The 21,357-nt window shown below is 59.2% G+C and carries 19 protein-coding genes; 6 read left to right on the top strand and 13 right to left on the bottom strand.

Translation table 11 applies throughout. The features are described 5' to 3' along the window. Positions 1-10: 10 nt before the first annotated feature. The 5 genes from FBY04_RS02620 to FBY04_RS02600 all read right to left on the bottom strand — a co-directional run bounded on the left by FBY04_RS02620 (position 11) and on the right by FBY04_RS02600 (position 5,471). Positions 11-1,033, bottom strand: a complete 1,023-nt coding sequence (locus FBY04_RS02620; RefSeq protein ID WP_145314426.1) for an alpha/beta fold hydrolase — start codon at positions 1,031-1,033, stop codon at positions 11-13. Positions 1,034-1,118: 85 nt separating this feature from the next. Continuing rightward, positions 1,119-1,553, bottom strand: coding sequence for a YqaA family protein (locus FBY04_RS02615; RefSeq protein WP_145314425.1), 435 nt, complete (start codon positions 1,551-1,553; stop codon positions 1,119-1,121). Further along, entirely contained in the window at positions 1,553-1,999 is a 447-nt protein-coding gene (locus FBY04_RS02610) for a DUF411 domain-containing protein (RefSeq protein WP_084321564.1), read from the bottom strand. The genes FBY04_RS02615 and FBY04_RS02610 overlap by 1 nt, the downstream gene beginning before the upstream one ends. Before the next feature lie 317 nt (positions 2,000-2,316). Continuing rightward, a complete protein-coding gene (locus FBY04_RS02605) occupies positions 2,317-4,308 on the bottom strand; it encodes a methyl-accepting chemotaxis protein (RefSeq protein ID WP_084321565.1) in 1,992 nt (663 codons plus the stop codon). A gap of 167 nt (positions 4,309-4,475) precedes the next feature. Continuing rightward, positions 4,476-5,471: an aldo/keto reductase gene (locus FBY04_RS02600; protein ID WP_145314424.1), complete on the bottom strand. Its 996-nt coding sequence runs from the start codon at positions 5,469-5,471 to the stop codon at positions 4,476-4,478. Between the two features lie 117 nt (positions 5,472-5,588). On the opposite strand from FBY04_RS02600, the gene FBY04_RS02595 reads away from it, so the two are divergent. After that, positions 5,589-6,512, top strand: coding sequence for a LysR family transcriptional regulator (locus FBY04_RS02595; protein ID WP_145314423.1), 924 nt, complete (start codon positions 5,589-5,591; stop codon positions 6,510-6,512). Positions 6,513-6,518: 6 nt separating this feature from the next. Here the strand turns inward: FBY04_RS02595 and FBY04_RS32285 are convergent, their stop codons facing one another. Next, the gene (locus FBY04_RS32285; protein ID WP_017338653.1) at positions 6,519-6,659 is read right to left on the bottom strand and encodes a hypothetical protein; all 141 of its coding nucleotides are present in this window, start codon (positions 6,657-6,659) and stop codon (positions 6,519-6,521) included. A gap of 190 nt (positions 6,660-6,849) precedes the next feature. On the opposite strand from FBY04_RS32285, the gene FBY04_RS02590 reads away from it, so the two are divergent. Further along, positions 6,850-7,038 (top strand): hypothetical protein, encoded by a 189-nt coding sequence (locus FBY04_RS02590; protein ID WP_008024801.1) that lies wholly within the window; start codon positions 6,850-6,852, stop codon positions 7,036-7,038. A 19-nt stretch (positions 7,039-7,057) separates the two neighbouring features. Here FBY04_RS02590 and FBY04_RS02585 read toward each other — a convergent pair whose 3' ends face one another. Next, positions 7,058-7,429, bottom strand: a complete 372-nt coding sequence (locus tag FBY04_RS02585; protein WP_145314422.1) for a fe2+ zn2+ uptake regulation protein — start codon at positions 7,427-7,429, stop codon at positions 7,058-7,060. Between the two features lie 312 nt (positions 7,430-7,741). On the opposite strand from FBY04_RS02585, the gene FBY04_RS02580 reads away from it, so the two are divergent. Then, positions 7,742-10,087, top strand: a complete 2,346-nt coding sequence (locus FBY04_RS02580) for an acylase (RefSeq protein WP_145314421.1) — start codon at positions 7,742-7,744, stop codon at positions 10,085-10,087. Positions 10,088-10,140: 53 nt separating this feature from the next. Here the strand turns inward: FBY04_RS02580 and FBY04_RS02575 are convergent, their stop codons facing one another. Further along, positions 10,141-11,142: a FecR family protein gene (locus tag FBY04_RS02575; RefSeq protein ID WP_145314420.1), complete on the bottom strand. Its 1,002-nt coding sequence runs from the start codon at positions 11,140-11,142 to the stop codon at positions 10,141-10,143. A gap of 97 nt (positions 11,143-11,239) precedes the next feature. Next, positions 11,240-16,099 carry a dermonecrotic toxin domain-containing protein gene (locus tag FBY04_RS02570; RefSeq protein ID WP_145314419.1) on the bottom strand — a complete coding sequence of 1,620 codons (4,860 nt, stop codon included), beginning with the start codon at positions 16,097-16,099 and terminating at the stop codon, positions 11,240-11,242. A gap of 230 nt (positions 16,100-16,329) precedes the next feature. Between FBY04_RS02570 and FBY04_RS02565 the strand changes: the two genes are divergently transcribed. Next, positions 16,330-17,358, top strand: a complete 1,029-nt coding sequence (locus tag FBY04_RS02565; protein WP_084321572.1) for an Ldh family oxidoreductase — start codon at positions 16,330-16,332, stop codon at positions 17,356-17,358. Between the two features lie 139 nt (positions 17,359-17,497). On the opposite strand, the gene FBY04_RS02560 is transcribed toward FBY04_RS02565, so the two are convergent. After that, positions 17,498-17,815, bottom strand: a complete 318-nt coding sequence (locus tag FBY04_RS02560; protein ID WP_084321573.1) for a YqjD family protein — start codon at positions 17,813-17,815, stop codon at positions 17,498-17,500. A 164-nt stretch (positions 17,816-17,979) separates the two neighbouring features. Between FBY04_RS02560 and FBY04_RS02555 the strand changes: the two genes are divergently transcribed. Further along, positions 17,980-18,231, top strand: a complete 252-nt coding sequence (locus FBY04_RS02555) for a hypothetical protein (RefSeq protein ID WP_007937833.1) — start codon at positions 17,980-17,982, stop codon at positions 18,229-18,231. Positions 18,232-18,240: 9 nt separating this feature from the next. On the opposite strand, the gene FBY04_RS02550 is transcribed toward FBY04_RS02555, so the two are convergent. Continuing rightward, positions 18,241-19,149 carry a LysR family transcriptional regulator gene (locus FBY04_RS02550; protein ID WP_145314670.1) on the bottom strand — a complete coding sequence of 303 codons (909 nt, stop codon included), beginning with the start codon at positions 19,147-19,149 and terminating at the stop codon, positions 18,241-18,243. Positions 19,150-19,233: 84 nt separating this feature from the next. On the opposite strand from FBY04_RS02550, the gene FBY04_RS02545 reads away from it, so the two are divergent. Next, positions 19,234-20,157: a carbon-nitrogen hydrolase family protein gene (locus FBY04_RS02545; RefSeq protein ID WP_145314418.1), complete on the top strand. Its 924-nt coding sequence runs from the start codon at positions 19,234-19,236 to the stop codon at positions 20,155-20,157. A 100-nt stretch (positions 20,158-20,257) separates the two neighbouring features. Here FBY04_RS02545 and FBY04_RS02540 read toward each other — a convergent pair whose 3' ends face one another. Both FBY04_RS02540 and FBY04_RS02535 read right to left on the bottom strand, forming a co-directional pair. Continuing rightward, complete coding sequence (locus FBY04_RS02540) at positions 20,258-20,803, bottom strand: GNAT family N-acetyltransferase (protein ID WP_145314417.1); 546 nt, start codon at positions 20,801-20,803, stop codon at positions 20,258-20,260. A gap of 26 nt (positions 20,804-20,829) precedes the next feature. Next, positions 20,830-21,303 (bottom strand): LEA type 2 family protein, encoded by a 474-nt coding sequence (locus FBY04_RS02535; RefSeq protein WP_084321576.1) that lies wholly within the window; start codon positions 21,301-21,303, stop codon positions 20,830-20,832. Positions 21,304-21,357: the final 54 nt, after the last annotated feature.

Here is a 21,357-nt window from a genome sequence, read left to right as displayed (position 1 = left end):
CCTTACCTCATCAACGAACGGGGTTGGTTTTGTTCAGCCAGGCGAGGAGGGCCTGGTGGAATTTCTCGGGTTCTTCCATTTGCGGCGCATGGCCCATGCCGGGGAACTCGACCAGCGTCGACCGGGGGATCAGCTTCGCGACTTGTTTGCCGAGCACGCCGTAGTGACCGATTTTCGCCTTGACCTCGGGCGAAGCGATGTCGCTGCCGATGGCCGTGGTATCGGACGTGCCGATCAGCAACAGCGTCGGCATCTTCAGGTCCTTGAACTCGTAGTACACCGGCTGGGTGAAGATCATGTCGTAGATCAGCGCCGAGTTCCACGCCACTTGCTTGTGTCCGGGTCCTTTGTTCAGGCCGGCGAGCATGTCCACCCAGCGATCGAATTCGGGTTTCCAGCGACCGCCGTAGTAAGTGTTGCGTTCATAGGTACGGATGCCATCGGCGGTCAGTTTCAGCTCACGTTCATGCCATTGATCCACCGTGCGATAGGGCACGCCCAGGGCTTTCCAGTCTTCCAGGCCGATAGGGTTGACCAAGGCCAGTTGTTCAACCTGCTCGGGATATTGCAGTGCATAACGGGTCGCGAGCATGCCGCCGGTGGAATGGCCGAGCAGGGTCGCTTTCTGGATGCCGAGGGCTTTGAGCAGTTGTTGGGTGTTGGTCGCCAGTTGCTGGAAACTGTACTGGTAGTTGTCCGGTTTGCTGGAGGTGCAGAAGCCGATCTGGTCGGGGGCGATGACCCGGTAACCAGCGTCGCTCAAGGCCTTGATCGACGTGTCCCAGGTGGCACCGCAGAAATTCTTGCCGTGCATGAGCACAATGCTGTGTCCGTTGGCCTTGCCATGGGCGGCGACGTCCATGTAGCCCATTTGCAGGGATTTGCCCTGGGACTCAAAGGCGAAATGCTTGACTGTGTAGGGATACTCGAAGCCTTGCAGCTCCGGTCCGTATTCCGGGCCTTCGGCAGCGATGACGGGCAGTGCGGCGGTCAGCAGCAGGCTGGGAAGCCAACGGGAGCGGGCGAGGGGCATGGGTAAACTCCACAGGAAATCGGCCGATGCTGGATCGACATGATTAGGGCGACATTAAACACAGGCAATCACGGCGAATGATCGTTCAACTCATCCAGCCCAGCGTCGCCAGGGCCAGTACGCCATAGCGAGCGCCTTTGGCGAGGGTCACGATCACAAGGAAGCGCCCGAGCGGCTCGCGCATCACCCCGGCGACCAGGGTCAGCGGATCACCGATAACGGGCACCCAACTCAGCAACAATGACCAATGGCCGTAGCGCTGATAATGAACCCTGGCCTTTTCGAGATGCTGCGGGCTGACCGGAAACCAGCGCCGGTCGCGAAACCGCTCGATACCGCGCCCCAGCCACCAGTTGAATAGCGAACCGAGGACATTGCCCAAGGTCGCGACCGCCAGCAGCGACCAGAGCCAATACTGCTCGCTGAGCAACAACCCCACCAGCAGTGCTTCGGATTGCAATGGCAACAGGGTCGCCGCACCGAACGCGGCGAAGAACAGGCCGATGTACGCACCGAACATCAATGGGCTGGGTAGTCCGCCACCACCACATCAGTGCCGTCCTTTTTCAGGCCGATGACCTGATAAGCATCGCTCATGCCGTCCATTTCCATGCCCGGTGAACCCATCGGCATGCCGGGGGCCGCCACACCCAACAGATCATTGCGCTTGCTCAGGGCCAGCACCTGATCGGCCGGGACATGGCCTTCGACGAACTTGCCATTGATCAAACCGGTGTGGCAGGACGCCAGGCGTGGTGGCACGCCGTGCTGTTGCTTGAATTCGCTCATGTTGGTTTCAACGTGATCCTCGACCTTGAAACCGTTGGCCTCCAGGTGGCTGATCCATTTTTTGCAGCAGCCGCAGTTGGCGTCACGGTGGACTTCAATCGGGATCAGGTCGGCGGCCTGGGCCAGGGAAGAAATGAACAGGGCGCTCAGGGCGACCAGACGCAGATGGGTTCGCATGGAGGGATCTCGACTCGGATGGCGGTCAAAAAAAGAGGCATTCTGACTATTTTAGCCGGTAAAGAGCGGCGAGATTGTTTCGAATTAATGCTGAGCTTGTGGCTGATTCTATGTTGCACAGGCTTTGGCGGGTGGAGAAAATCAACAGCATACGCGCCCTCTGTAGGAGCCGGCTTGCTGGCGATGGCGGCGGGTCAGTCGATATGTCTAGCGACTGAACGGTCGCCATCGCCAGCAAGCCGGCGCCTACAGTGACTCGCCGTCATCACCACAACAATGGATGTGTACACAAAAGTCTTGCGCTCGCCCTCAGCTAATCAGCGGACTTTGAAGCGTCCCATGATCGCGCTGACGCGTGTGTTGGCCTCAAGCAACTGCCGGGTATTGAGCTCGCTCGCCTGACCGCTTTTCACCAGTTCATCCACCATGTGGCGGATTTGCACCATGCTGCGGTTGATCTCCTCCGTCACCGCGCTTTGCTGTTCGGCGGCGGTGGCGATCTGGGTGCTGAGGCTGTTGATGTGGCTGACGGAGCCGGCCATTTCATCCAGCCCGGTGTTGACCCGCGCCGTGGCATCGGCCGCCGACTGGCAGCTGGCCTGGGTGTTTTCCATTGCGCTGACCGACGAACTGACGCCTTGGGTCAGGCGCGTGAGCATCTCGTTGATTTCCGAGGTGCTGGCCTGGGTGCGGGCGGCGAGGGCGCGGACCTCATCGGCCACCACCGCGAAACCGCGACCTTGTTCACCGGCGCGAGCGGCTTCGATGGCGGCGTTCAGCGCCAGCAGGTTGGTTTGCCCGGCGATGGCACCGATCACCCCGAGAATCTCGGTGATGCGTTGCGCGTCCTGCTGCATGCTTTCGACTTTGTGCGTGGCGCTGGCCACTTCGTCGATCAGGGCTATCACACTGCTGGAGGCTTCGCCCACGACCACCCGCGAACGGTCGGCGTTTGCGTTGGCGCGTTGGGTGAAAGCTGCGGTTTCGGCTGCATTCTGCGCCACGCTTTCGGCGGTGGAACTCATCTCAGTGATGGCGGTGACGGTCTGGTCGGTTTCCGAGGCGTGACGTACCAGAATCTGACTGGTGTGCGCCGACGTGCGTTGCAGGTTGTCGAGGCTGGACGCCATGGCGCCGGTGGCCTGGGTGACTTCACCGATCATGTTTTGCAGGTACGCGATGAAGGCGTTGACCGAGTGGCCGATGGCACCCAGTTCATCTTCGGCGCGGATGGTGATGCGTTTGGTCAGGTCGGCGTCACCGGCAGACAGCGCGTCGATATTGGCCTTCAGGGCTTTCATGCGCTGGACCAACTGGCGGATCGCGTAGATTTGCAGCAACACCAGCAGGATCACCATCGGGATCTGCAGCAGGCTCAGGGTACTGAGCACATCGTCACGCTGGGCGGTGATCAGCCTGGTCGGCAGGGCGGTGGCAAGGAACCACGGCGTACCTTCGATCGGGCGCATGAAAAAGGTGCTGCCTTCGCCGTTGTTGTCGAATTCGACGCGCTGAGCCTGATCGCGGTTTTGCAGGCCAGCCTTCACTTGACCGGCGAACGGCGAATTGCCGGCCAGTTCACTGATGTTCTTCAGCACGATCGGCCCGCTGATGCGCGAGCTGTTGCTGATGATCTTGCCGTCGGCTTCGACGATCAGCATTTCGGCGCCGAGGTCTTTTTCCTTGCGTGCCACCAGATCGTTGAAGAAGCCCAGGGTCACGTCGATGGTCGACACGCCATACGCTGCGCCGTTTTTCTGAATGGCCATGGCGCAGTTGGTACGTGGCTCGGCGCTGGCGTCATCTTTATAAGCCGCCGCCCAGGCGCATTGTCCGCGCGGGGTTTGCATGCCGCCCTTGTACCAGGTCTGGTCGTAATAGTTGGGCGCGGCGTCGCTGTTCCAGAACGTATTCACCGCCAGCTTGCCCGAGGCATCGCGGTGCCAGAAGGTGCTGAATTTGTTGCGCCCGGCTTCACGCTGGCCGGGCAGGGGCCAGATGCCGCCGCCGAAGACTTTCAGTTCGCCGTACTGATCGACCAGCCCCGGCAGAACGGTGTCGATGGCGGCGCTGTCGAGCAGAGGAATGGTCTGGGTGATGCTGCGTTGTTGTGCCTGAACCTTGTTCAGTTCGCCCTGGATCTGCTCGGCGACTTCAGCGATGCGATTGAGGGCCACTTGTTCTTCGGTGTGGCGCAGTTTCGGCGCGACCAACTGGCTGATCCCGACCACAGTGAGAATGGAAAGCAGCAGAATGAACAGGACCAGAAACAGTGTGTAGCGGGCCTGAATGGTGCGGAATACGGGCATGGAGCCGGGTCCTTTTTAGCAGCGTTCTTATTGGAATATTTCGGCGCTTCAAAGGGCTATCGGCCTGCAGATGTCGAGCTTTAGGTACGAACGTGCAAGATTGGGGCGGGGTGACGAGCGGTAGAGGGGGCTGGCCCGTTCAGATCACCGAACGGGCCAGTTGCAGATCAACGGTCAAGCAACTTCATGACTTCTTCCGGGTAACGCAAACCGGCGGTGGCGTTCGCCGGGAAGATGGCTTCCAGCGCGTGCAACTCTTCGCGGCTGAGTTTGACCTCGAGCGCCGCCACGTTCTCTTCCAGATACCGGCGCTGTTTGGTCCCCGGAATCGGGATCAGGTAATCACCCTGAGCCAGGACCCACGCCAGCGCAAGTTGGCCCGCCGTCACGCCTTTTTCTGCCGCCAGGTCCTGAACCTGCTGCACCAGCATCAGGTTTTTCGCGAAGTTATCGCCCTGAAAACGGGGGCTGAAACGGCGGTAGTCATCTGCCGCAAAATCATCGGCGCTTTTCAGTGCGCCGGTCAGAAACCCCCGGCCCAACGGGCTGTAAGGCACAAAGGCGATACCCAGCCGCTGACACGTGGCCAGACAGCCGTTTTCTTCCTGGTCACGGCTCCACAACGAGTACTCGCTTTGCAGCGCGCTGATCGGATGGACCTTGTTCGCCCGTTCCAGCGTCGCCGCCGATGCCTCGCTCAATCCCAGGTAACGCACCTTGCCGGCCTTTACCAGTTCGGCCATGGCGCCGATGGTTTCCTCGATGGCCACTTGCGGGTCGATACGGTGCTGGTAATACAAATCCAGTGTCTCGACGCCGAGGCGCTTGAGGGTGCCGTCGATGGAGGTGCGAATGTAGTCCGGTCGGCCGTTGACCCCGCGGGCCGTTGAATCTTGCGGGTCGCGCACGATGCCGAACTTGCTCGCCAGAAACACTTGATCGCGCTTGCCGACGATGGCCTTGCCGATCAGCTCTTCATTGGTATGCGGGCCGTACATGTCGGCGGTGTCGAGCAGATTGATGCCCAGTTCCAGCGCCCGGTGCAGGGTGGCCGTGGCCTCGCGGGTGTCGACGCCTGTCGTGTAGAAATCGGTCATGCCCATGCAGCCCAGACCGATTGCACTGACCTGTGGACCGTTCTTGCCCAGTTGACGTGTTTGCATGAAATCAGCTCCCTGTGAATGTGAAGCCCATTGTCGGTCTCGACAGAAATGAGATAAACCGGCTAAAACTGCTATCACTATTCATGATTTCTAAATAATTAGCCGGGGCAGACCACAATGGATCGTTTCAACGCCATGCGCGTGTTCACCCGAATCGTCGAGCTGGGCGGCTTTGCCAAAGCGGCGGACAGCCTGCAGATTCCCCGCGCCTCGGTGACCATTCTGATCAAGCAACTGGAAAGCCACCTGGGGGTGCAACTGCTGCAGCGCACCACGCGGCAGATCAGCCTGACCCTCGACGGCGCTGCCTATTACCCTCGCTGCGTGCGGTTGCTGGCGGACCTTGAGGAAACCGAAGCCGTGTTCTCTGCGGCGCGGCACAACCCCAAAGGTCTGTTACGCGTGGACATGCCCGCGGGCATAGGGCGTTTGGTGGTGATTCCGGCATTGCCGCAATTCACCGCCCGCTATCCCTTGATCGAAGTGGAAATCGGTTTGAATGACCGGCCTGTCGACCTGATTCGCGAAGGTGTCGATTGCGTGTTGCGCGGCGGCGCGGCGCTCGATGACTCACTGGTGGCGCGGCCGCTGGTGATGCTGGACCAGGTGACCTGCGCCAGCCCCGACTATTTGCAGCGTCACGGCACGCCACACGGTTTGGCCGATCTGGCGGGGCATCAAATGGTGGAGTACGTCGCCAGCAACGGCAAACGCTACGGGCTGGAATTTGTCGTCGATGGCCAGCAACAACCGGTCAATTTGCCCAGGCATGTCTCGGTCAACAGTGCCGATGGGTATCTGGCGGCGTGCGAGGCCGGATATGGGTTGGTGCAGGCGCCGTACTATCACGTGGCCCGGCGTATCAGGGAGGGGGATTTGATCGAAGTGCTGAGGGACTTGCCGCCACCGGGGATGCCGTTGACGGCGCTTTATCCTCCTCACCGTCAGTTGTCGCGGCGGGTACGGGTGTTCGTTGACTGGATGATCGAGCTTTGCGCGCAGCCGGGAAATGACTTTTTCAGGGATCAGTCAGCGCGCTGAAAAACCTCAGCGATGCTGGTAGTAACCGGGTCCGCCACGGCCGTCGTAATGGTGGCCGCCGTGCCAGCCGCCGTGGGGAAAAATAATGCAGCCGCTCAGGGAAAGCAGGGCAAGCAGGGGAATCAGCAGTGTGATTCGACGGAACATTTCAAAATCCTCATGGTTATCGCCGCTATGAAGCCAAAAGGCTTCATCGGCTGTAACATGAGACCCCGTTTGCAGCGCCGCATCCCCGAAAAACGGTAGGGGCTTGGCATGCATCCGGATACAAACCGGATACATTTTCCAGGTTCACGTTCAGGCTTATGTTTAAGCTTTTTGTTTAAGGAAAAGGGCAATGACCCAGTCGCAACGTTTGAAATACTCGATTCTGATCTCCCTGGTGGTGCTGGGGATCATGTTTGGCCTTTCGTATTTGCAGAATGCCGGGGTCATCAGCGAAAAGCTGTTTCAGTACATCGCCATTGGCGTGGCGGTGATCGTGGTGGTGATCAATGGCGTGATGCGCCGCAAGGTCAAACCCTGAACGACGCCCGCCGGTACCATTACTCGCCGTGTAGAACGGCGGCAGCCTGCGGATGCAGGCTGTAGCTCTTGTCCGCGTTCAGCGTAATCACGCCTTCGCTGCACAAACGCTTCAACACTTCGCGCACACTGAGAAAGGACAGGGGAATATCCAGCTCCAGCAGGTGGCTGTGCACACCGCGCACCCCCAGGCTGCGGTCGCTGTCGGCGGCGGTCAGCAAGGCATCGATGACTTTCAGGCGGATCAGGCTGGTGCGCAGGCCAAAGCTCTTGAGCAGAATCCGGATCCGTTCGTTGCCGTGACGTTCGGTGCGCTGAGTGAACAGGCCCGAGCTCAGGGAAGTGCCCATTGGCGCAGTACTACCGTCCGTTGGCAGTTGCGAGTTGTACATGCAAAAACTCCTTTTCAGAGCCTGAACCGGAAAGATGTGTTGGGTGCTCTTACCAATAAGACGTACGAGCTACTCAAATCATGAAGGCTCAGATGTAGAAATTTTGTCGCCATCACGTCAGAAGCTTGTAAACCCGCGCAGAAACGCCCTTTAGCGCCCTAAATTTTTTTCCTGAATTTCGTTCCCTTGTAGGAGCGAGCTTGCTCGCGATGGACGTTCACGATGACGCGTAATGCCTGGGTGAACGCGTTGCCCCTACGTCCATCGCGAGCAAGCTCGCTCCTACATAGGCATATGGCATCAGGAGCGAGTGTGATTATTACCAGGCAATTAACCCGATTGAGCCTTGCCGCTGTGTTGGTGGGCTTGAGTCTTGCGGCAAACGCGCGCAGCCAGCCGGACCCGGCGACGGCCGATATCCGCCGGACCAGCTTCGGCGTGCCGCACATTCGCGCTGAAAACGAGCGTGGTCTGGGCTATGGCATCGGCTACGCCTACGCTCAGGACAATTTGTGCCTGTTGGCCAACGAAATCACCACGGTGAACGGCGAACGTTCACGGTACTTCGGCCCGGAGCAGTTCACGGTCGAAGAACGCGAAAACCAGGTCAGCGATGTCTTCTTCAACTGGCTGAATACACCGCAAGCCGTCTCTGCGTTTTGGCAGGCACAAACGCCGGAAGTCCGCGACCTCATTGAAGGGTATGTGGCGGGTTACAACCGTTCGCTGACGGAACGTCGCGCACAAGGTTTGCCGCAGCAATGCCAGGGCGAGTGGGTGCGGGACATCACCGCCCAGGACCTGGTCAAGTTGACCCGTCGCCTGCTGGTCGAAGGCGGCGTCGGGCAGTTTGCCGAAGCACTGGCCGGCGCCACGCCGCCCAAAGCCGTCGCTGGAAACTCAGGCGGGTCAGCGTCTTTCCAGGTCGCCGATGTGCGCAGGCAGCGCTTCGCCCTCGATCGCGGTAGCAACGCCGTCGCGGTGGGCAGCGAGCGCTCGTTCAATGGCCGTGGCATGTTGCTGGCCAACCCGCATTTCCCTTGGGTCGGCGGGATGCGTTTCTATCAGATGCACCTGACCATTCCCGGCAAGCTGGACGTGATGGGCGCTGCGTTACCCGGCCTGCCGATGATCAACATCGGCTTCAATCAACACCTGGCCTGGACCCACACCGTGGATTCGTCCAAGCATTTCACCCTGTATCGCCTGCAACTCGATCCGAAGGATCCGACCCGCTACCTGCTCGACGGCAAGTCGTTGCCGATGAAGCAGCAGACCGTGACCATGAACGTGAAACAGCCTGACGGGCAGACCCGTGCGGTTTCGCACGTGGTCTACAGCTCGCAGTTCGGCCCGATTGTGCAATGGCCTGGAAAACTGGATTGGGATAACCAGTTCGCCTACAGCCTGCGCGACGCCAACCTCGATAACGACCGGGTGCTGCAGCAGTGGTATGCGATGAACCGCGCGGTCAGCCTCAAGGAATTGCAGGCCTCGGTCCACAAAATCCAGGGCATCCCGTGGGTCAACACCCTGGCGGCGGACGATCAGGGCCAGACGCTGTACATGAACCTGTCGGTGGTGCCGAACGTCAATGCCGACAAACTGGCCCAATGCAGCGATCCACGGGCCGGACTGGAACTGATCGTGCTCGACGGTTCCAGCAGCGCCTGTGCCTGGGACATCGACCCGGCGGCGGCGCAAAAAGGCATCTATGCATCGGACAAATTGCCACAACTGCTGCGCAAGGACTTCGTGCAGCACTCCAACGATTCGGCATGGATGGCCAACCCGGCGCAGCCGCTCACCGGCTTCTCGCCGTTGATCAGCCAGGACGGTCAGCCGTTGGGGCTGCGTTCACGCTTTGCCCTGGATCGCCTCGGCACGTTGAACAAGGCCGGCCCGATCGGGGCGGCGGATCTGCAACGGATGGTGATGGACGATCAGGTGTATCAGGCGGCGCAAGTCATGCCGGACCTGCTGCAATTCTGCGCGGCGGACCTGGGCGCCGATGCGCCGACGCTCACACCGCTGTGTGCCAGCCTGAAGGCCTGGGATCGCAGTGCAAATCTGGACAGCGGCCTTGGTTTTGTCCATTTCCAGAACGTCATGGAATCATTGCAGGAAACGCCGGATGTCTGGCGGGTCGCGTTCGATCCGAAAGATCCGCAATACACACCGCGGGGCCTGGCGGTCGATCGTCCGGAGGTTGCGAAGGCCTTGCGTGAGGCGATGCTGGCGTCGGTAGAACGGGTCAGCAAGTCGGGGCTCAAGCCCGACAGTCGGTGGGGCGATATCCAGGTGGTGAGCAGCGGCGGCCAGCAGACGCCGATTCATGGCGGGCCAGGCACACTGGGCGTTTACAACGCCATTCAGAGCGTGCCGAGAACCGATGGCAAACGCGAGGTGGTCAGCGGCACCAGCTACTTGCAGGTGGTGACCTTCGACGACAAGGGGCCGCAGGCCAAGGGGCTACTGGCGTTTTCGCTGTCCAGCGACCCGGCGTCGAAACATGCCAATGACCAGACGCTGGCTTTCTCGAAGAAACAGTTGAGCGTGTTGCCGTTCACCGAGCAGCAGATCACGTCGGACCCGCACTATCAGGTGCAGACGATCCGTGAACAGGATGAAAAAGCCGGGAAGGTGGCCAAAAAGTAAAACGGTGCTAGAACGATGAAAAAAGGCCGCACCCCGCAAGGGTGGCGGCCTTTTCAGCTTTTCGGGGTTTGTTGCGGAATGGAGTTGAGAACCGGATTGCCGTCCTTGTTGCGAGTCAGGTAGACCGGCAACACCCTGGGCAGCGTCGCCACCAGGCTGTGAAGTTCCTTGATGTTGTAGATGCCGCCGAGGCGGATCGCGCCGGTGCTGTTGTCGGCCACCATCACGGGGTTTTCCAGATAGCGATTGATCAGGGGCAGGGCTTCGGATAACGCCAGGTCATCGAGCACCAGTTTGCCGTGGCGCCAGGCCAGCGATGTGTCATTGGCGTAGGTCTGGCTGATTTGCGGCGTGAAGTCGCCGTGTTTATAACGCGCCTGCATGGATGGCTCCAGACGCAAACCATCGCCCGGCAAGTCATCGTTGCTGCTGACCAGCACCGAACCTTCAATCAGGTTCACGCGCACCTGATCCTCATACATCCAGACGTTGAATTTGGTCCCGGTGACCCGAATCCTGCCGTCCGCCGCCTTGACGATAAAAGGGTGGGTGGCGTCGTGGCTGACACTGAAAAACGCTTCGCCCTTCTCCAGCGTAACCCGGCGCTGATCCTTGTAATTGCTGAAGGTCAGTTCGGTGCCCAGGTTCAACTCGACCTGACTGCCATCGCTCAGGGTGATCTGGCGGATTGCGTTGCCGGCCTCGAAATGCTGGTACGAATTGGGCAGCAAACCCAGGTTCCAGCCACTGTACGCCGCCAGTGGCAACGCCAGGGCGCAAACGGCGGCGGCAATGCCAACGGTGCGCCAAGGCGTTGCAGGCTTGGCGCGAGTGATGGGCACGACGGTCTCAAGACGCGGCAAATCTTCGGCGACTTCCCAGATCTCCAGCATCGCCTCGTACTCGAACGCATGCAGCGGATGCGCGTCCCGCCACTGCTCGAAGGCTTGGCGCTCTTGCGCAGTGCAATCGCTGGCATGAAGACGCATGCACCAGTGCGCAGCGGCATCGGTGACGGCGTCATAGTCGGCTTGTGAGAAAGGGCTGTCGGTCATTGACTCATCCTGATTTCCTGCATTCTAACCTTGAGGGCAGTCTGCGAGAACAGCCGTCATGGCATTTACCCATCAAACGCCTGTTTATTTTCTGTAATCAAGGGGTATCGACGTGTAACTGACGTCCGAGATGACTGATCAACCAGGCCACGCTGTCGGCATTGGCGAGCAGCACATCGAGTCGGATCAGTGAGTTATTCTTGAAAACAGTACGGGCACCGCTGAGGTTGTCTGCACCGGTCAAGGCAAGGACACGCTCCTTGATATGGTCGGTTTCTTCATAAGAAGTGCTCCCCAGCTCTTCCCATACGCCTGTATCGGTATCCCGGTTCATAAACAGCTGAGTGTAGGGCGTCTTGACTGACAGAGCGGTGCCTTGAAGTTCGGCCAATGCCTCTTTCAGCTCACGGGCGCGAGGGCTGCCCGTACCTATCAGATCGACGAAGGGCCTGCCGGAATCGAGATAGGCGATGTCGGCAGTCTGGCAGGAGATATGCGACAGCTCATGAATAAGAGTCGCTGCTCGTGAATGGGTGTCAACAGGGAAGGCCCCGTCGGAAAGATGCTCACGGTAGTAATCGAACTTGGGGGAGAAGAATTTTTCTGCCAGATAGATTTTATTCTTTATGTCTGTTGCAACGGTGAAGGCGAAAATATTGTCCTCGTCCTCAACCACCCTGCCGATCGCCAAGCGACTGGAGTCCTGCTTTCTGAGCGTAGGGTCCAGCAGGGCTGCAAATATATCGCCTACCACTTTTTCGAGCTTTTCCACATGTTCGGGCAATACGGTAGGCACATGGATAAAGTCCATGATGAGTTGATGCGCTGGAGTGACCGTGCCGCCAGGAGTTTTCAACAATTGCAGGTTACGAAAACTGTTCCAGGCATAAGTGGTTGCCAGGTCCAGCGCTTCGTCTATCTGTCGGGCCCTTTGCGGAAACACTCGACGGATCTGCGGCATTCCACGGGCGTCGACATTCATGCTTTCCCAGACCGAGAGCCTGGTCTGCAAACGGTTGGCGAGGCCGAAGCGGGGCGCTGATGCTTCCCTGTTCAGTTCCCATTGCTTCGAGGTGTTTAGAATCAGATGAGGACCACGGGTTTTTTCATCGCTGATGCGCCAGTGCGTGCCGTGTCTGGCGACTGGATACACTTTGCCTTCAACCGGCCCGTAGAGTTGTTTTGTTGTCGGATGCGTGTAGAGCCCGGTTGTTGAGTCGTGTTTCAGCGAACTCAGGTCGACATTGATATTTTCATGACGTTTCAAGCGGGTACGTTCGGGCGCGGTGATGTCGATGTCCTTCCATTTGCCGCGTGCGACAGGCGTGTGTGGTACCGGTGCAGCAGGCGCGATAGACGGCTGTGCCTGTGTTTCCAGCGATCCGCGCAGTGAGGCAAGTTGTGCGATACCGCTGATGAATTCCCTGATGGCCGCCGCCCATTTGTGGGTTTGCAGGTCCTCGGCTGATTGCTTGATGTCACGATAACTGCGCCATACCGTGACGGGGTAGGCGAGTTTGCCCATGAAAAACGAATACGCCTCGTGCAGGTCTTCGCCCAGCACGTGCTTGATGGTTGCCCACTCGCTCTGCTTTCTGTCATCGGACTGACAACCGAGCAATCGGCCCAACAACGCGACGTTGTCATTGAGAAGCTGCCCGAACAGGTGCCCCTTGATGGGATGGGACGCCAGTGTAACTTTCGTCACGGGGGTGTCAGTGGTCTCCTGCGTGGCTCTCGCAACCCGGTTCGTGCGCGTCGCCATCCGGGTCTCCAGCATTATCCGGTCAGGATTCTCCAGGTTCATGAGGACCCAGTCGAGCAGTCCACCGTGCGTCTTCAGTTCTGTCAGCAGCTGTGTTTCGTTTTCGTATTCTTTTATCCCGTGCCGAGGACTGTGAGGTGCGACCAGCACCTGCCGCGTTGTGTTCTCGGCCGATGAGCCAATCAGATAGATGCCTGGGACTTTGACTGTCTGTCCCTTCCTGACACCCAGGAATTCAAGGGGACGGATGATCGCGCGGGCACCGTCGACTGCCGCACGGGCGATGGCGTCGGGCATGTCCATGACTTGGCATACCAGATCGAAGCCGGTTTCGCTCAGGCGTTCCTGCAGTTTTTCCGTGTGGGCGTAGTGCATCAATTGCCAGGGTAACTGCGTGTAAAACCGCTTTCGGCGATCCGCGTTTGCCGGCGTGTCTGCAAGGGCTTCGCTCAGTATTTTCTGTTGTTGCTCGCTCGGTTTGAGATCTCGTATCAGGTCCTTAATGTAGCGCTCGTCCATCCCCTCGGGAATCACAGTCGTATCAAGCGAAATCAGTTTGAAAAGACTCTGATCCACCTCCTTGATCGGCGACAGTGCAAATTCAGTCAGGGTCTGGGTGCTGGCTGCAGTGGTGGGGCGTGCGCTGATCTGGACCTGGACGTTGTCCGGATCGATGTTGAAGTCGTCTGCCTTGAGTTTGTCTTCAAGTGCCTGATGAGTCGTGCGCTGTAACGAGCGCAGGCCTGTCAGGTAGTCCTGGTCGTCCTTGACGTTATCAAGGTATTGCTGGAGCAGTTCGCCATGCAGCATCAGATCTTTGATGGACGCTCTGGCCAGCCATGCGGGCAGTTTTTGCTGAGTGGTCAGGGAGCGGGCAATGTCGTTCGCGCCGCGCAGACCCGTCAACGGTGAACGTAGCGCCACCAGGTCCAAAAGCCATGCGAGCGGCCCGGCAGAGAGCGGCGTCGCCAGTGCGCTGGCGACGTTTGGCTGATCCAGATGGACAAAGGGTTTTTGCAAGTGATCGAAAAAATACCCGAACACCCGTTGCAGCGGTGCCAGGGTGTAAGTCCTGCCGGCCAAGCGCTCGCTACGCCCCAGATTCTCGAGAAGAATTGAGCGATGATTGTCGTCCTTGAGGCGTCGATCGAGTTCGCTTTGCAGCGGTTTCAACGAGTTGAAGGCTTCAAACCCCAACGCAGGCGTCCATAAAATCGCCTTGCCGGAGTTCAATGGGTCCAGGCCTCCTCGTTCAGTCAGGACAAAACAACTGGCCAGCTTCAACGGGTCCGTGGCGTCGCTTGCCTTCAGCGCCAGGGAAAATACGTCCGGCAAAAAACCGCTCAATGCTGCGCGCTGCAAGTGCACCGGAGAGTCGAGTACGGTTTTGATGATCGCTTGTTCCGTCGCACCGAGGGTTCGCGTAACAGCCCGCAGCTTCAGTTCACTGCGTAATGCCGTCGACAAGGTATGAGTAAAACTCGATTGCAGACTCGCCAGGGAAGACGCGACAAGGTTTTGTGCATCGGCTACAGATTCGGTTGTGGCGGGAATCGCGGGGTGGTTTTCGAGGACTTGATCGAGAGCCTTCTCAACAGAGTCGAGCAGTGCCAACTCCGCTTTGGCCGACTCGGCGCGCACGGTAGCCGGCTGCGCGCTCCAGCGCTGGTCCACTCGTGTACTCCAGCGTCCTGAGGCATCGGTGCTCAGCAGTCGATCATCGATCAATCCGCGGACATCCAGTGCCTTGTCGATCAACGCATGAGGGTCCAGTGTGCCTTCGCTGTCGCGGAAGCGGCTCAAGGCATGGCCAAGGTTATCCCGTTGCTTGCCAAGGATGTCGGTCATGAGTTGTTCAAACACCGAGCCGATGATCGGTTGACCCTCGATGACGCGATCATCCGGTGCCAGCGCAAGAAAGGTGGCGCGTTCGTCCAGTGACATGAAATTGAGCAGCGTGTCTTCATGCCCCTCGCTTTTCATCATTTGCAGCACGATGTTTTTGACTGTGGGCAGATTGCTCGTCGCCTCGATGCCTCTGGACTGGGTGTACAGGAAACCCAGGGTGTCGGTGCTCCCGATCATCAAGGTCGAAGCCAACTCGACAAAATGCTTGAAGGGCGCGGTAACCCGCACTTTTTCGATGCGTAAAGGATTGGCCGCGGCAGACGCGAAGCTGGCGCTCATCAATGGCAGGTATTCCTGCGTCGTTAAAGTGCCTTGCTGACGCAGGAGCAACAGTTTGTAGTGAAAGGTATCGCGCATGCTCTCGCTGAAATACGCGAAAGGTGAAAGCCCATTGCTCATGGGCGTGTTCCAGAATGAGTCGAGCAGGCTGTGCAAATGGGGCGTAAAGCTCTGCGCGACCTCTTTGACCGTGCTTTCCCAGGCATGGTTGTCGGCGTCGCTGCTCACGCCGTGTTCGGGATGGGCGAAGACCCTGGAAACACCCGCGGGCCACTGATTGGTCAGGTAGAAATGCATAAGCGCATCGCTCAGTGATGACGAGGAAATCGTATGGAGATAATCGTCGTCATCGAAGGCAGAAACCGTGTTGATAAAGCTCTTCAGTTGAGTCAGTCGTTGGTCCAGTTTGGGAAACACTTGGCGTAACGCGTTCTGGAGCGTCTGATCAAGCATCGATTGCAATGTCGGCGTCTTGACCAGCTCGCTCAGCATCGTCTTGATGTTTTGCTCCTGGTTGTGTCCGAGGATTTGCTCCTGATTCGGAAACACGGCTCCTTCAATCTCTTTGGTGGAGATATCCAGCGCAAGAGGATCCGGTAAAGCGCAGCGTTGATCGATGGACAGGAAGCGCAGCAGTTCTCGCTTTCCAGTGGCCTGCGCCAGCCACTGCTTGAGTTTGCTTTTGAGATCAGCCATGTCTGCGAATTTGATCAGGCCTTTCCACGGTGTATAGAGCGTTACCTCTGCGCCGTCGGGGCGGCTCATGGCGAAAGCCCCGGCCAGTGGGATATCCGTCTTGCCCGTTACGCTCAGCAGTAACTGGTAGACGTGCATGGCATCTTTTTTTTGCGCGATACGGGCAGCGTGGGTGGCCAGGTACACGTTTTTCAGCCACTTCAGGTCGTCCATCGTGAAGGTCAACGCTTTTTCGCGATCACCGGGCTGCCTGGCATTGGAGGCGCGTTCTGCCTCGTCGAAAAAATAGGGCAATGAGGGTTCGTTCATGTTTTTCCTCGATGTGCTGCGATCGGCTGTGAATCGCGAGCGATTGGATTGAGGAAAAACAGTACGGTCGTTGAAAGGCTTCGGTGCGGTACATATTGCTTGTGTCGAACAGGCGGTCAAGACTTGACAGCACGCCGGTAAAACAGCGCTTAATCGACGACTGTTTTCGGTTGCGTTGCAACCTCGTTTCACCCTGTTGCCCGTACTCAAAAATAAAACTGGAGCTTCAGATGACCGCTACACCCGAAATGGCCGCCAACACTCTCGATTTCGACGCGCTCGTTGTTTTGCTTGAACAGATTTTTTTGCGTCACGGCACCTCTGCCGATGTCGCCAGGACGCTGGCCCTCAACTGTGCCGGCGCCGAACGCGATGGTGCCCACAGCCATGGCGTGTTCCGTATTCCCGGTTATGTGTCGACGCTGAAAAGCGGCTGGGTCAATGGTAAGGCCGTGCCGGTGATCGAGGACGTGGCGTCGGGTTTTGTCCGGGTCGACGCCGGCAACGGTTTCGCTCAACCGGCGCTCGCCGCTGCCCGCGCCTTGTTGGTGGAAAAGGCTCGAAGCGCAGGGATTGCGGTGTTGGCGATTCGTAATTCCCATCACTTCGCGGCGTTGTGGCCGGATGTCGAACCGTTCGCCTATGAAGGGCTGGTGGCGTTGAGCGTGGTCAATAGCATGACCTGCGTGGTGCCGCACGGCGCCGATCGTCCGCTGTTCGGCACCAACCCGATCGCCTTCGCCGCCCCGCGAGCGGACGGTGAGCCGATCGTCTTCGATCTGGCCACCAGTGCCATTGCCCACGGCGATGTGCAGATCGCCGCACGCAAGGGTGAGCGTTTGCCGGCGGGCATGGGCGTGGATGGCCTCGGTCAGCCGACTCAGGACCCGAAAGCGATTCTTGAAGGCGGAGCGTTGCTGCCGTTTGGCGGGCATAAAGGTTCGGCGCTGTCGATGATGGTGGAGCTGTTGGCGGCGGCGTTGACCGGCGGCAACTTCTCGTTCGAGTTCGACTGGAAGAACCACCCGGGTGCGAAAACACCATGGACCGGCCAACTGTTGATCGTGATCGATCCGAGCAAGGCCGCCGGGCAGAACTTTGCCGAGCGCAGTCAGGAGCTGGTGCGGCAGATGCACGGTGTGGGACTTAAGCGGTTGCCGGGTGATCGACGCCATCATCAGCGGGCGAAGTCCGGCGTGAATGGTATTCAGCTGGACGCGGAGACGCTGGCGAATTTGCGGGAGTTGGCCGGAATGTAGCGTCGAGGCACTGACTCTGTAGGAGCCGGCTTGCTGGCGATGGCCGCGGATCAGTCGATGCAGGTGTCGGCTGATTGTCCGCTATCGCCAGCAAGCCGGCTCCTACAGGGACCGTATTTCAATACTTGATATCGCGGGCTTAACGCCGGCCCAGCAACAACCCGACGACCAGACCAAACCCGGCGGAAATGGCCACGGTCTGCCATGGATGCCCGCCAATGTAGGTTTCAGTGGCTTCGACCGCCGGAAGGGTCCGGTCTCGAACGCGGGTGACCGAGTCCCGTGCCTGCTGGAGTTTCTGGGCGATTTGTCCGCGAAGCGTGTCGGCTTCTTCGCCGACCAGTGACGCGCTGCTCTTGAGCAGCTTTTCCGACTCTTCAATCAGCGACTGAAGTTCGCTGAAAGCCTGGTCCTTGATTTGGTCTTCGGCGACTTGTGCGGCAGTTTTCCGGGCCATGAGGTACTCCTTGCAAGTGAATAAGCAGTGAACAATGGAGTTCGCCGCAACGGTAAAAGTTGCAGTGATTTTGCGCCCGAACGCCATCCTGTAGAAAAATCCAGCGCAGGACATTTCTTCCTACAGTGTAAGATGTCGCCTATTTACGCAGCAGGTAATTCCCCATGAGCTTCAATCTGGCCGACAAACCCCTTGCCGAGCGCGCAGCGCTTGAAGACGAGAAATCCCGTCTGTTCGAACTCTGGCAAAACAACCTGGGCAAAGCCAAGGGCGAGGCTGCGCGGTTGTTCGGCGAGCGCGCCAAGCGCAAAGGCAAATGGGCCGAATGGGTCCGTTCCGAACTCGACGGCATGTCGCCCCCGGAATTCGCGAACATGGTGCGCAGTGAAGTCAATCGGTTGATGGCGGCCAAGTAAGGCCGAACCTCACGCAAAAATCGCGACAATCGCCTCCCGCACTTTCAACACCACCGGATCGAGCTGAGTGCTGGTGCGCCAGCCCAGTTCGATCGGGTAGCGCGGCAACGCCAAAGGGCAGGGCAGCAGCGCCAGCCCGGTGAGTGCTGCAAGGCTTCGAGCGGCATGCGCCGGAATGGTCGCCACCGCCTGACTGCCCTTGAGCAAATGCGGCAACGCTGCGAAATGCGTGGTCGAAGCGCAGACCCGCCGGCTCAGGCCCAACGCGGCCAGCCCTTCGTCGGTGATCCCGATAAAGCCACCCGATGACACCAGAATATGTTCACGGGTGACGAACGCCTCAAGGTCTAGGGTGTGCTGTCCCTCGACCAGACTGATCGGGTCGACCAGACACAGATAATCGCCTTCACCCAGCACCTGACGACTGAGCAACCGTTCGGCAAATCCGCCGGCCGTGATGGCCAGATCGATGCTGCGTTCCATTAGCGCCTGCGCGACGATCTGACTGTGAGTCTGACGGAAGATCAGCCGTAGCTTCGGCGCGCAGCGGGCGATTTCCTCGATCAAGCGACGCCCGTAGGCGATTTCGAAATCATCTGACAAACCGACCGTGACCGAGCGGCCGTCGTAGTGATCGGTGGTCGGATCGACCATCGCCAGGCTCTGTCGGCATTTGTTCAGGGCATCGCTGATCACCGGTTTCAACTGATTGGCCTTGAGCGTCGGCGCAAGGCCTCGTCCTGTGCGTACGAACAATTGATCGCCGTACACCTCGCGCAGCCGGCGCAATGCCGCGCTGACCGCCGATTGCGTCACGCCCAGACGCAACGCCGCACGGCTGGCGCTGGACTCTTCATGCAAGGCTTCGAAGACTTTGAGCAGATTGAGATCGATGGTGGCGATATTCATTTGATTCATATCATTCATAAGCAGGTTGGTCTTTATTCATGATCCCGTGGCGCCTGAGAATGAGCAACACCTGATATGAACGGAGTGACCGCGATGCCCAAGTCAATCGTTGCTGCACTGCAAATAGGCGCCTTGCCCGGCGGTAAGGCCGAGACGCTGGAACAGATCCTCTCGTATGAAAACGCCATTGCTGAGTCCGGCGCGGCGCTGGTGGTGATGCCCGAAGCGTTGCTGGGCGGATACCCGAAAGGTGAGGGGTTTGGCACCCAACTGGGGTATCGCCTGCCGGAAGGGCGTGAAGCCTTTGCCCGTTATTTCGCCAACGCCATCGATGTGCCTGGGGCGGAAACCGAAGCGCTGGCCGGGCTGTCGGCGCGTACGGGCGCCAAACTGGTGATCGGAGTGATCGAGCGCGCTGGCAACACGTTGTATTGCACCGCGCTGTATTTCGATCCGCAGGCCGGGCTGGTGGCAAAGCACCGCAAGCTGATGCCAACCGGCACTGAGCGGCTGATCTGGGGCAAGGGCGATGGCTCGACGTTACCGGTGATCGACAGTCAGGTCGGGCGGATCGGTGCGGTGGTGTGCTGGGAAAACATGATGCCGCTGCTGCGTACCGCGATGTACGCCAAAGGCGTGGAGGTGTGGTGCGCGCCAACGGTGGACGAGCGGGAGATGTGGCAGGTCAGCATGCGCCACATCGCCCATGAAGGCCGCTGCTTTGTGGTCAGCGCCTGCCAGGTTCAGGACTCGCCGCAAGCGCTCGGGGTGGAGATTGCCAACTGGCCGGCGGACCGGCCGTTGATTGCCGGTGGCAGCGTCATCGTCGGGCCGATGGGCGATATTCTGGCCGGGCCGTTGCGGGGAACGCGCGGATTGCTCACCGCTGAAATCGACACAGACGACCTGGTCCGCGCGCGTTACGACTTCGACGTCGTCGGCCACTATGCGCGCCCGGATGTGTTCGAGTTGACGGTGGATGAGCGCGCCAAACCCGGTGTCCGGTTCAACACTTGACGTATGTGGGAGCGGGCTTGCTCGCGAAACGGTGTGTCAGTTAGCAAAGATGTTGGCTGACACACCGCCTTCGCGAGCAAGCCGCTCCCACACTGGATCTTCAGCGCTGCTGAAGCCACTCTTCCCGGGTGATTTCCCAGATTTCCCTGGGGAACCGCCCGCCGACAAAATCGCCCTCATCAGTGCGGATCAAGCGCATGCCGGTGCGTTCCGAGAGTTTGCGCGAGCCGATATTGGGCGCTGCTTTCGGCACCCGCAGGACCGTCCGGCCGAGCGTTTCGAACCAGTATTCGGTCACGGCGGCACTGGCTTCAGTCATCAGACCCTGGCCTTGCCATGGCGGACCCAGCCAGAATCCGCGGTGGTTGTCCTGTTCATCCATGAGGCTGACATTGCCGATCAGTTGTTCCGGCGCGGACTTCAACCGCATCGACCAGTGCCACTCTTTGCCCGCAGCCATCGCCGGCAACGCAATATCGCGTAAATAGGTCAAGGCACCGTCAGCGGGATAGGGCCAAGGCACGAGCGCGTTCAGGTACTGCACCACTTTCCAGTGTGCGAACTGCTGTTGAATGCCGTCGGCATCGGCCAATTCCAACGGGCGTAAAATCAAGCGTTCGGTGTACAGCGTGGGGATGGCGTCCATGTGTTGCGCAACTCCTTGATTCGAATTTACCAGGTGCCGGTCGTCGCTCCCGGCAAACTGAGCTTGCCACTGTCGGTAAACCGCATCGTGCCAAACAAGCCGCCGGCCAGTTTGCCGCGCAAGACATAAGGCAGGTTGTTCAGCGTTTGGGTCTGGCTCAGGCCCAGTGTCTGGCGCAGCACCGAGAACGCCGAAACGCTCACCGGCACGGTCAGTACTGTCTCGGAAAAGCGCCCGATCGAGCCCGACTGATCACTGACCCCGGAGGCGAGGGGCTGGCCGTTGACTGACAGGTCCACCGCCACGCCGTTGTAGTGGATCGCGGTTTCATTGGGATTCTGTACGCGGATTTTCACCGCGAAACGCACTTCCATGTCCTGACTCTGTAGCGGTTCGAAACCGACCACGTTGATGTTCAGCGGGTCGCGATTGGGCAACAGGGCGCAGGCGCTCAGGGACAATAAAAGAAGGGAAAGGACAACGGCGTGGACACTGCGCATGGACATGCTCTCTTGAAGAAAAGGCCGAACCCCTCGTGGCTCGGCCTTGAGCGA

The organism is Pseudomonas sp. SJZ080 (assembly GCF_007828295.1).
Classification (GTDB): Bacteria; Pseudomonadota; Gammaproteobacteria; order Pseudomonadales; family Pseudomonadaceae; genus Aquipseudomonas; species Aquipseudomonas migulae_A.
The sequence above is the reverse complement of the archived record's forward strand: the minus strand, read 5'-3'. Positions and strand labels throughout refer to the sequence as shown.

Excerpts from the sequence above, each read along its gene's own strand:
- FBY04_RS02590 (WP_008024801.1), top strand. The coding sequence starts at position 6,850 with ATGACCCAGTCGCAACGTTTGAAATACTCGATTCTGATCTCCCTGGTG.
- FBY04_RS02600 (WP_145314424.1), bottom strand. The coding sequence starts at position 5,471 with ATGCAAACACGTCAACTGGGCAAGAACGGTCCACAGGTCAGTGCAATC.
- FBY04_RS02535 (WP_084321576.1), bottom strand. The coding sequence starts at position 21,303 with ATGCGCAGTGTCCACGCCGTTGTCCTTTCCCTTCTTTTATTGTCCCTG.
- FBY04_RS02555 (WP_007937833.1), top strand. The coding sequence starts at position 17,980 with ATGAGCTTCAATCTGGCCGACAAACCCCTTGCCGAGCGCGCAGCGCTT.
- FBY04_RS02540 (WP_145314417.1), bottom strand. The coding sequence starts at position 20,803 with ATGGACGCCATCCCCACGCTGTACACCGAACGCTTGATTTTACGCCCG.
- FBY04_RS32285 (WP_017338653.1), bottom strand. The coding sequence starts at position 6,659 with ATGTTCCGTCGAATCACACTGCTGATTCCCCTGCTTGCCCTGCTTTCC.
- FBY04_RS02570 (WP_145314419.1), bottom strand. The coding sequence starts at position 16,099 with ATGAACGAACCCTCATTGCCCTATTTTTTCGACGAGGCAGAACGCGCC.
- FBY04_RS02550 (WP_145314670.1), bottom strand. The coding sequence starts at position 19,149 with ATGAATCAAATGAATATCGCCACCATCGATCTCAATCTGCTCAAAGTC.
- FBY04_RS02595 (WP_145314423.1), top strand. The coding sequence starts at position 5,589 with ATGGATCGTTTCAACGCCATGCGCGTGTTCACCCGAATCGTCGAGCTG.
- FBY04_RS02545 (WP_145314418.1), top strand. The coding sequence starts at position 19,234 with ATGCCCAAGTCAATCGTTGCTGCACTGCAAATAGGCGCCTTGCCCGGC.
- FBY04_RS02605 (WP_084321565.1), bottom strand. The coding sequence starts at position 4,308 with ATGCCCGTATTCCGCACCATTCAGGCCCGCTACACACTGTTTCTGGTC.
- FBY04_RS02620 (WP_145314426.1), bottom strand. The coding sequence starts at position 1,033 with ATGCCCCTCGCCCGCTCCCGTTGGCTTCCCAGCCTGCTGCTGACCGCC.
- FBY04_RS02610 (WP_084321564.1), bottom strand. The coding sequence starts at position 1,999 with ATGCGAACCCATCTGCGTCTGGTCGCCCTGAGCGCCCTGTTCATTTCT.
- FBY04_RS02575 (WP_145314420.1), bottom strand. The coding sequence starts at position 11,142 with ATGACCGACAGCCCTTTCTCACAAGCCGACTATGACGCCGTCACCGAT.
- FBY04_RS02565 (WP_084321572.1), top strand. The coding sequence starts at position 16,330 with ATGACCGCTACACCCGAAATGGCCGCCAACACTCTCGATTTCGACGCG.
- FBY04_RS02560 (WP_084321573.1), bottom strand. The coding sequence starts at position 17,815 with ATGGCCCGGAAAACTGCCGCACAAGTCGCCGAAGACCAAATCAAGGAC.
- FBY04_RS02615 (WP_145314425.1), bottom strand. The coding sequence starts at position 1,553 with ATGTTCGGTGCGTACATCGGCCTGTTCTTCGCCGCGTTCGGTGCGGCG.
- FBY04_RS02585 (WP_145314422.1), bottom strand. The coding sequence starts at position 7,429 with ATGTACAACTCGCAACTGCCAACGGACGGTAGTACTGCGCCAATGGGC.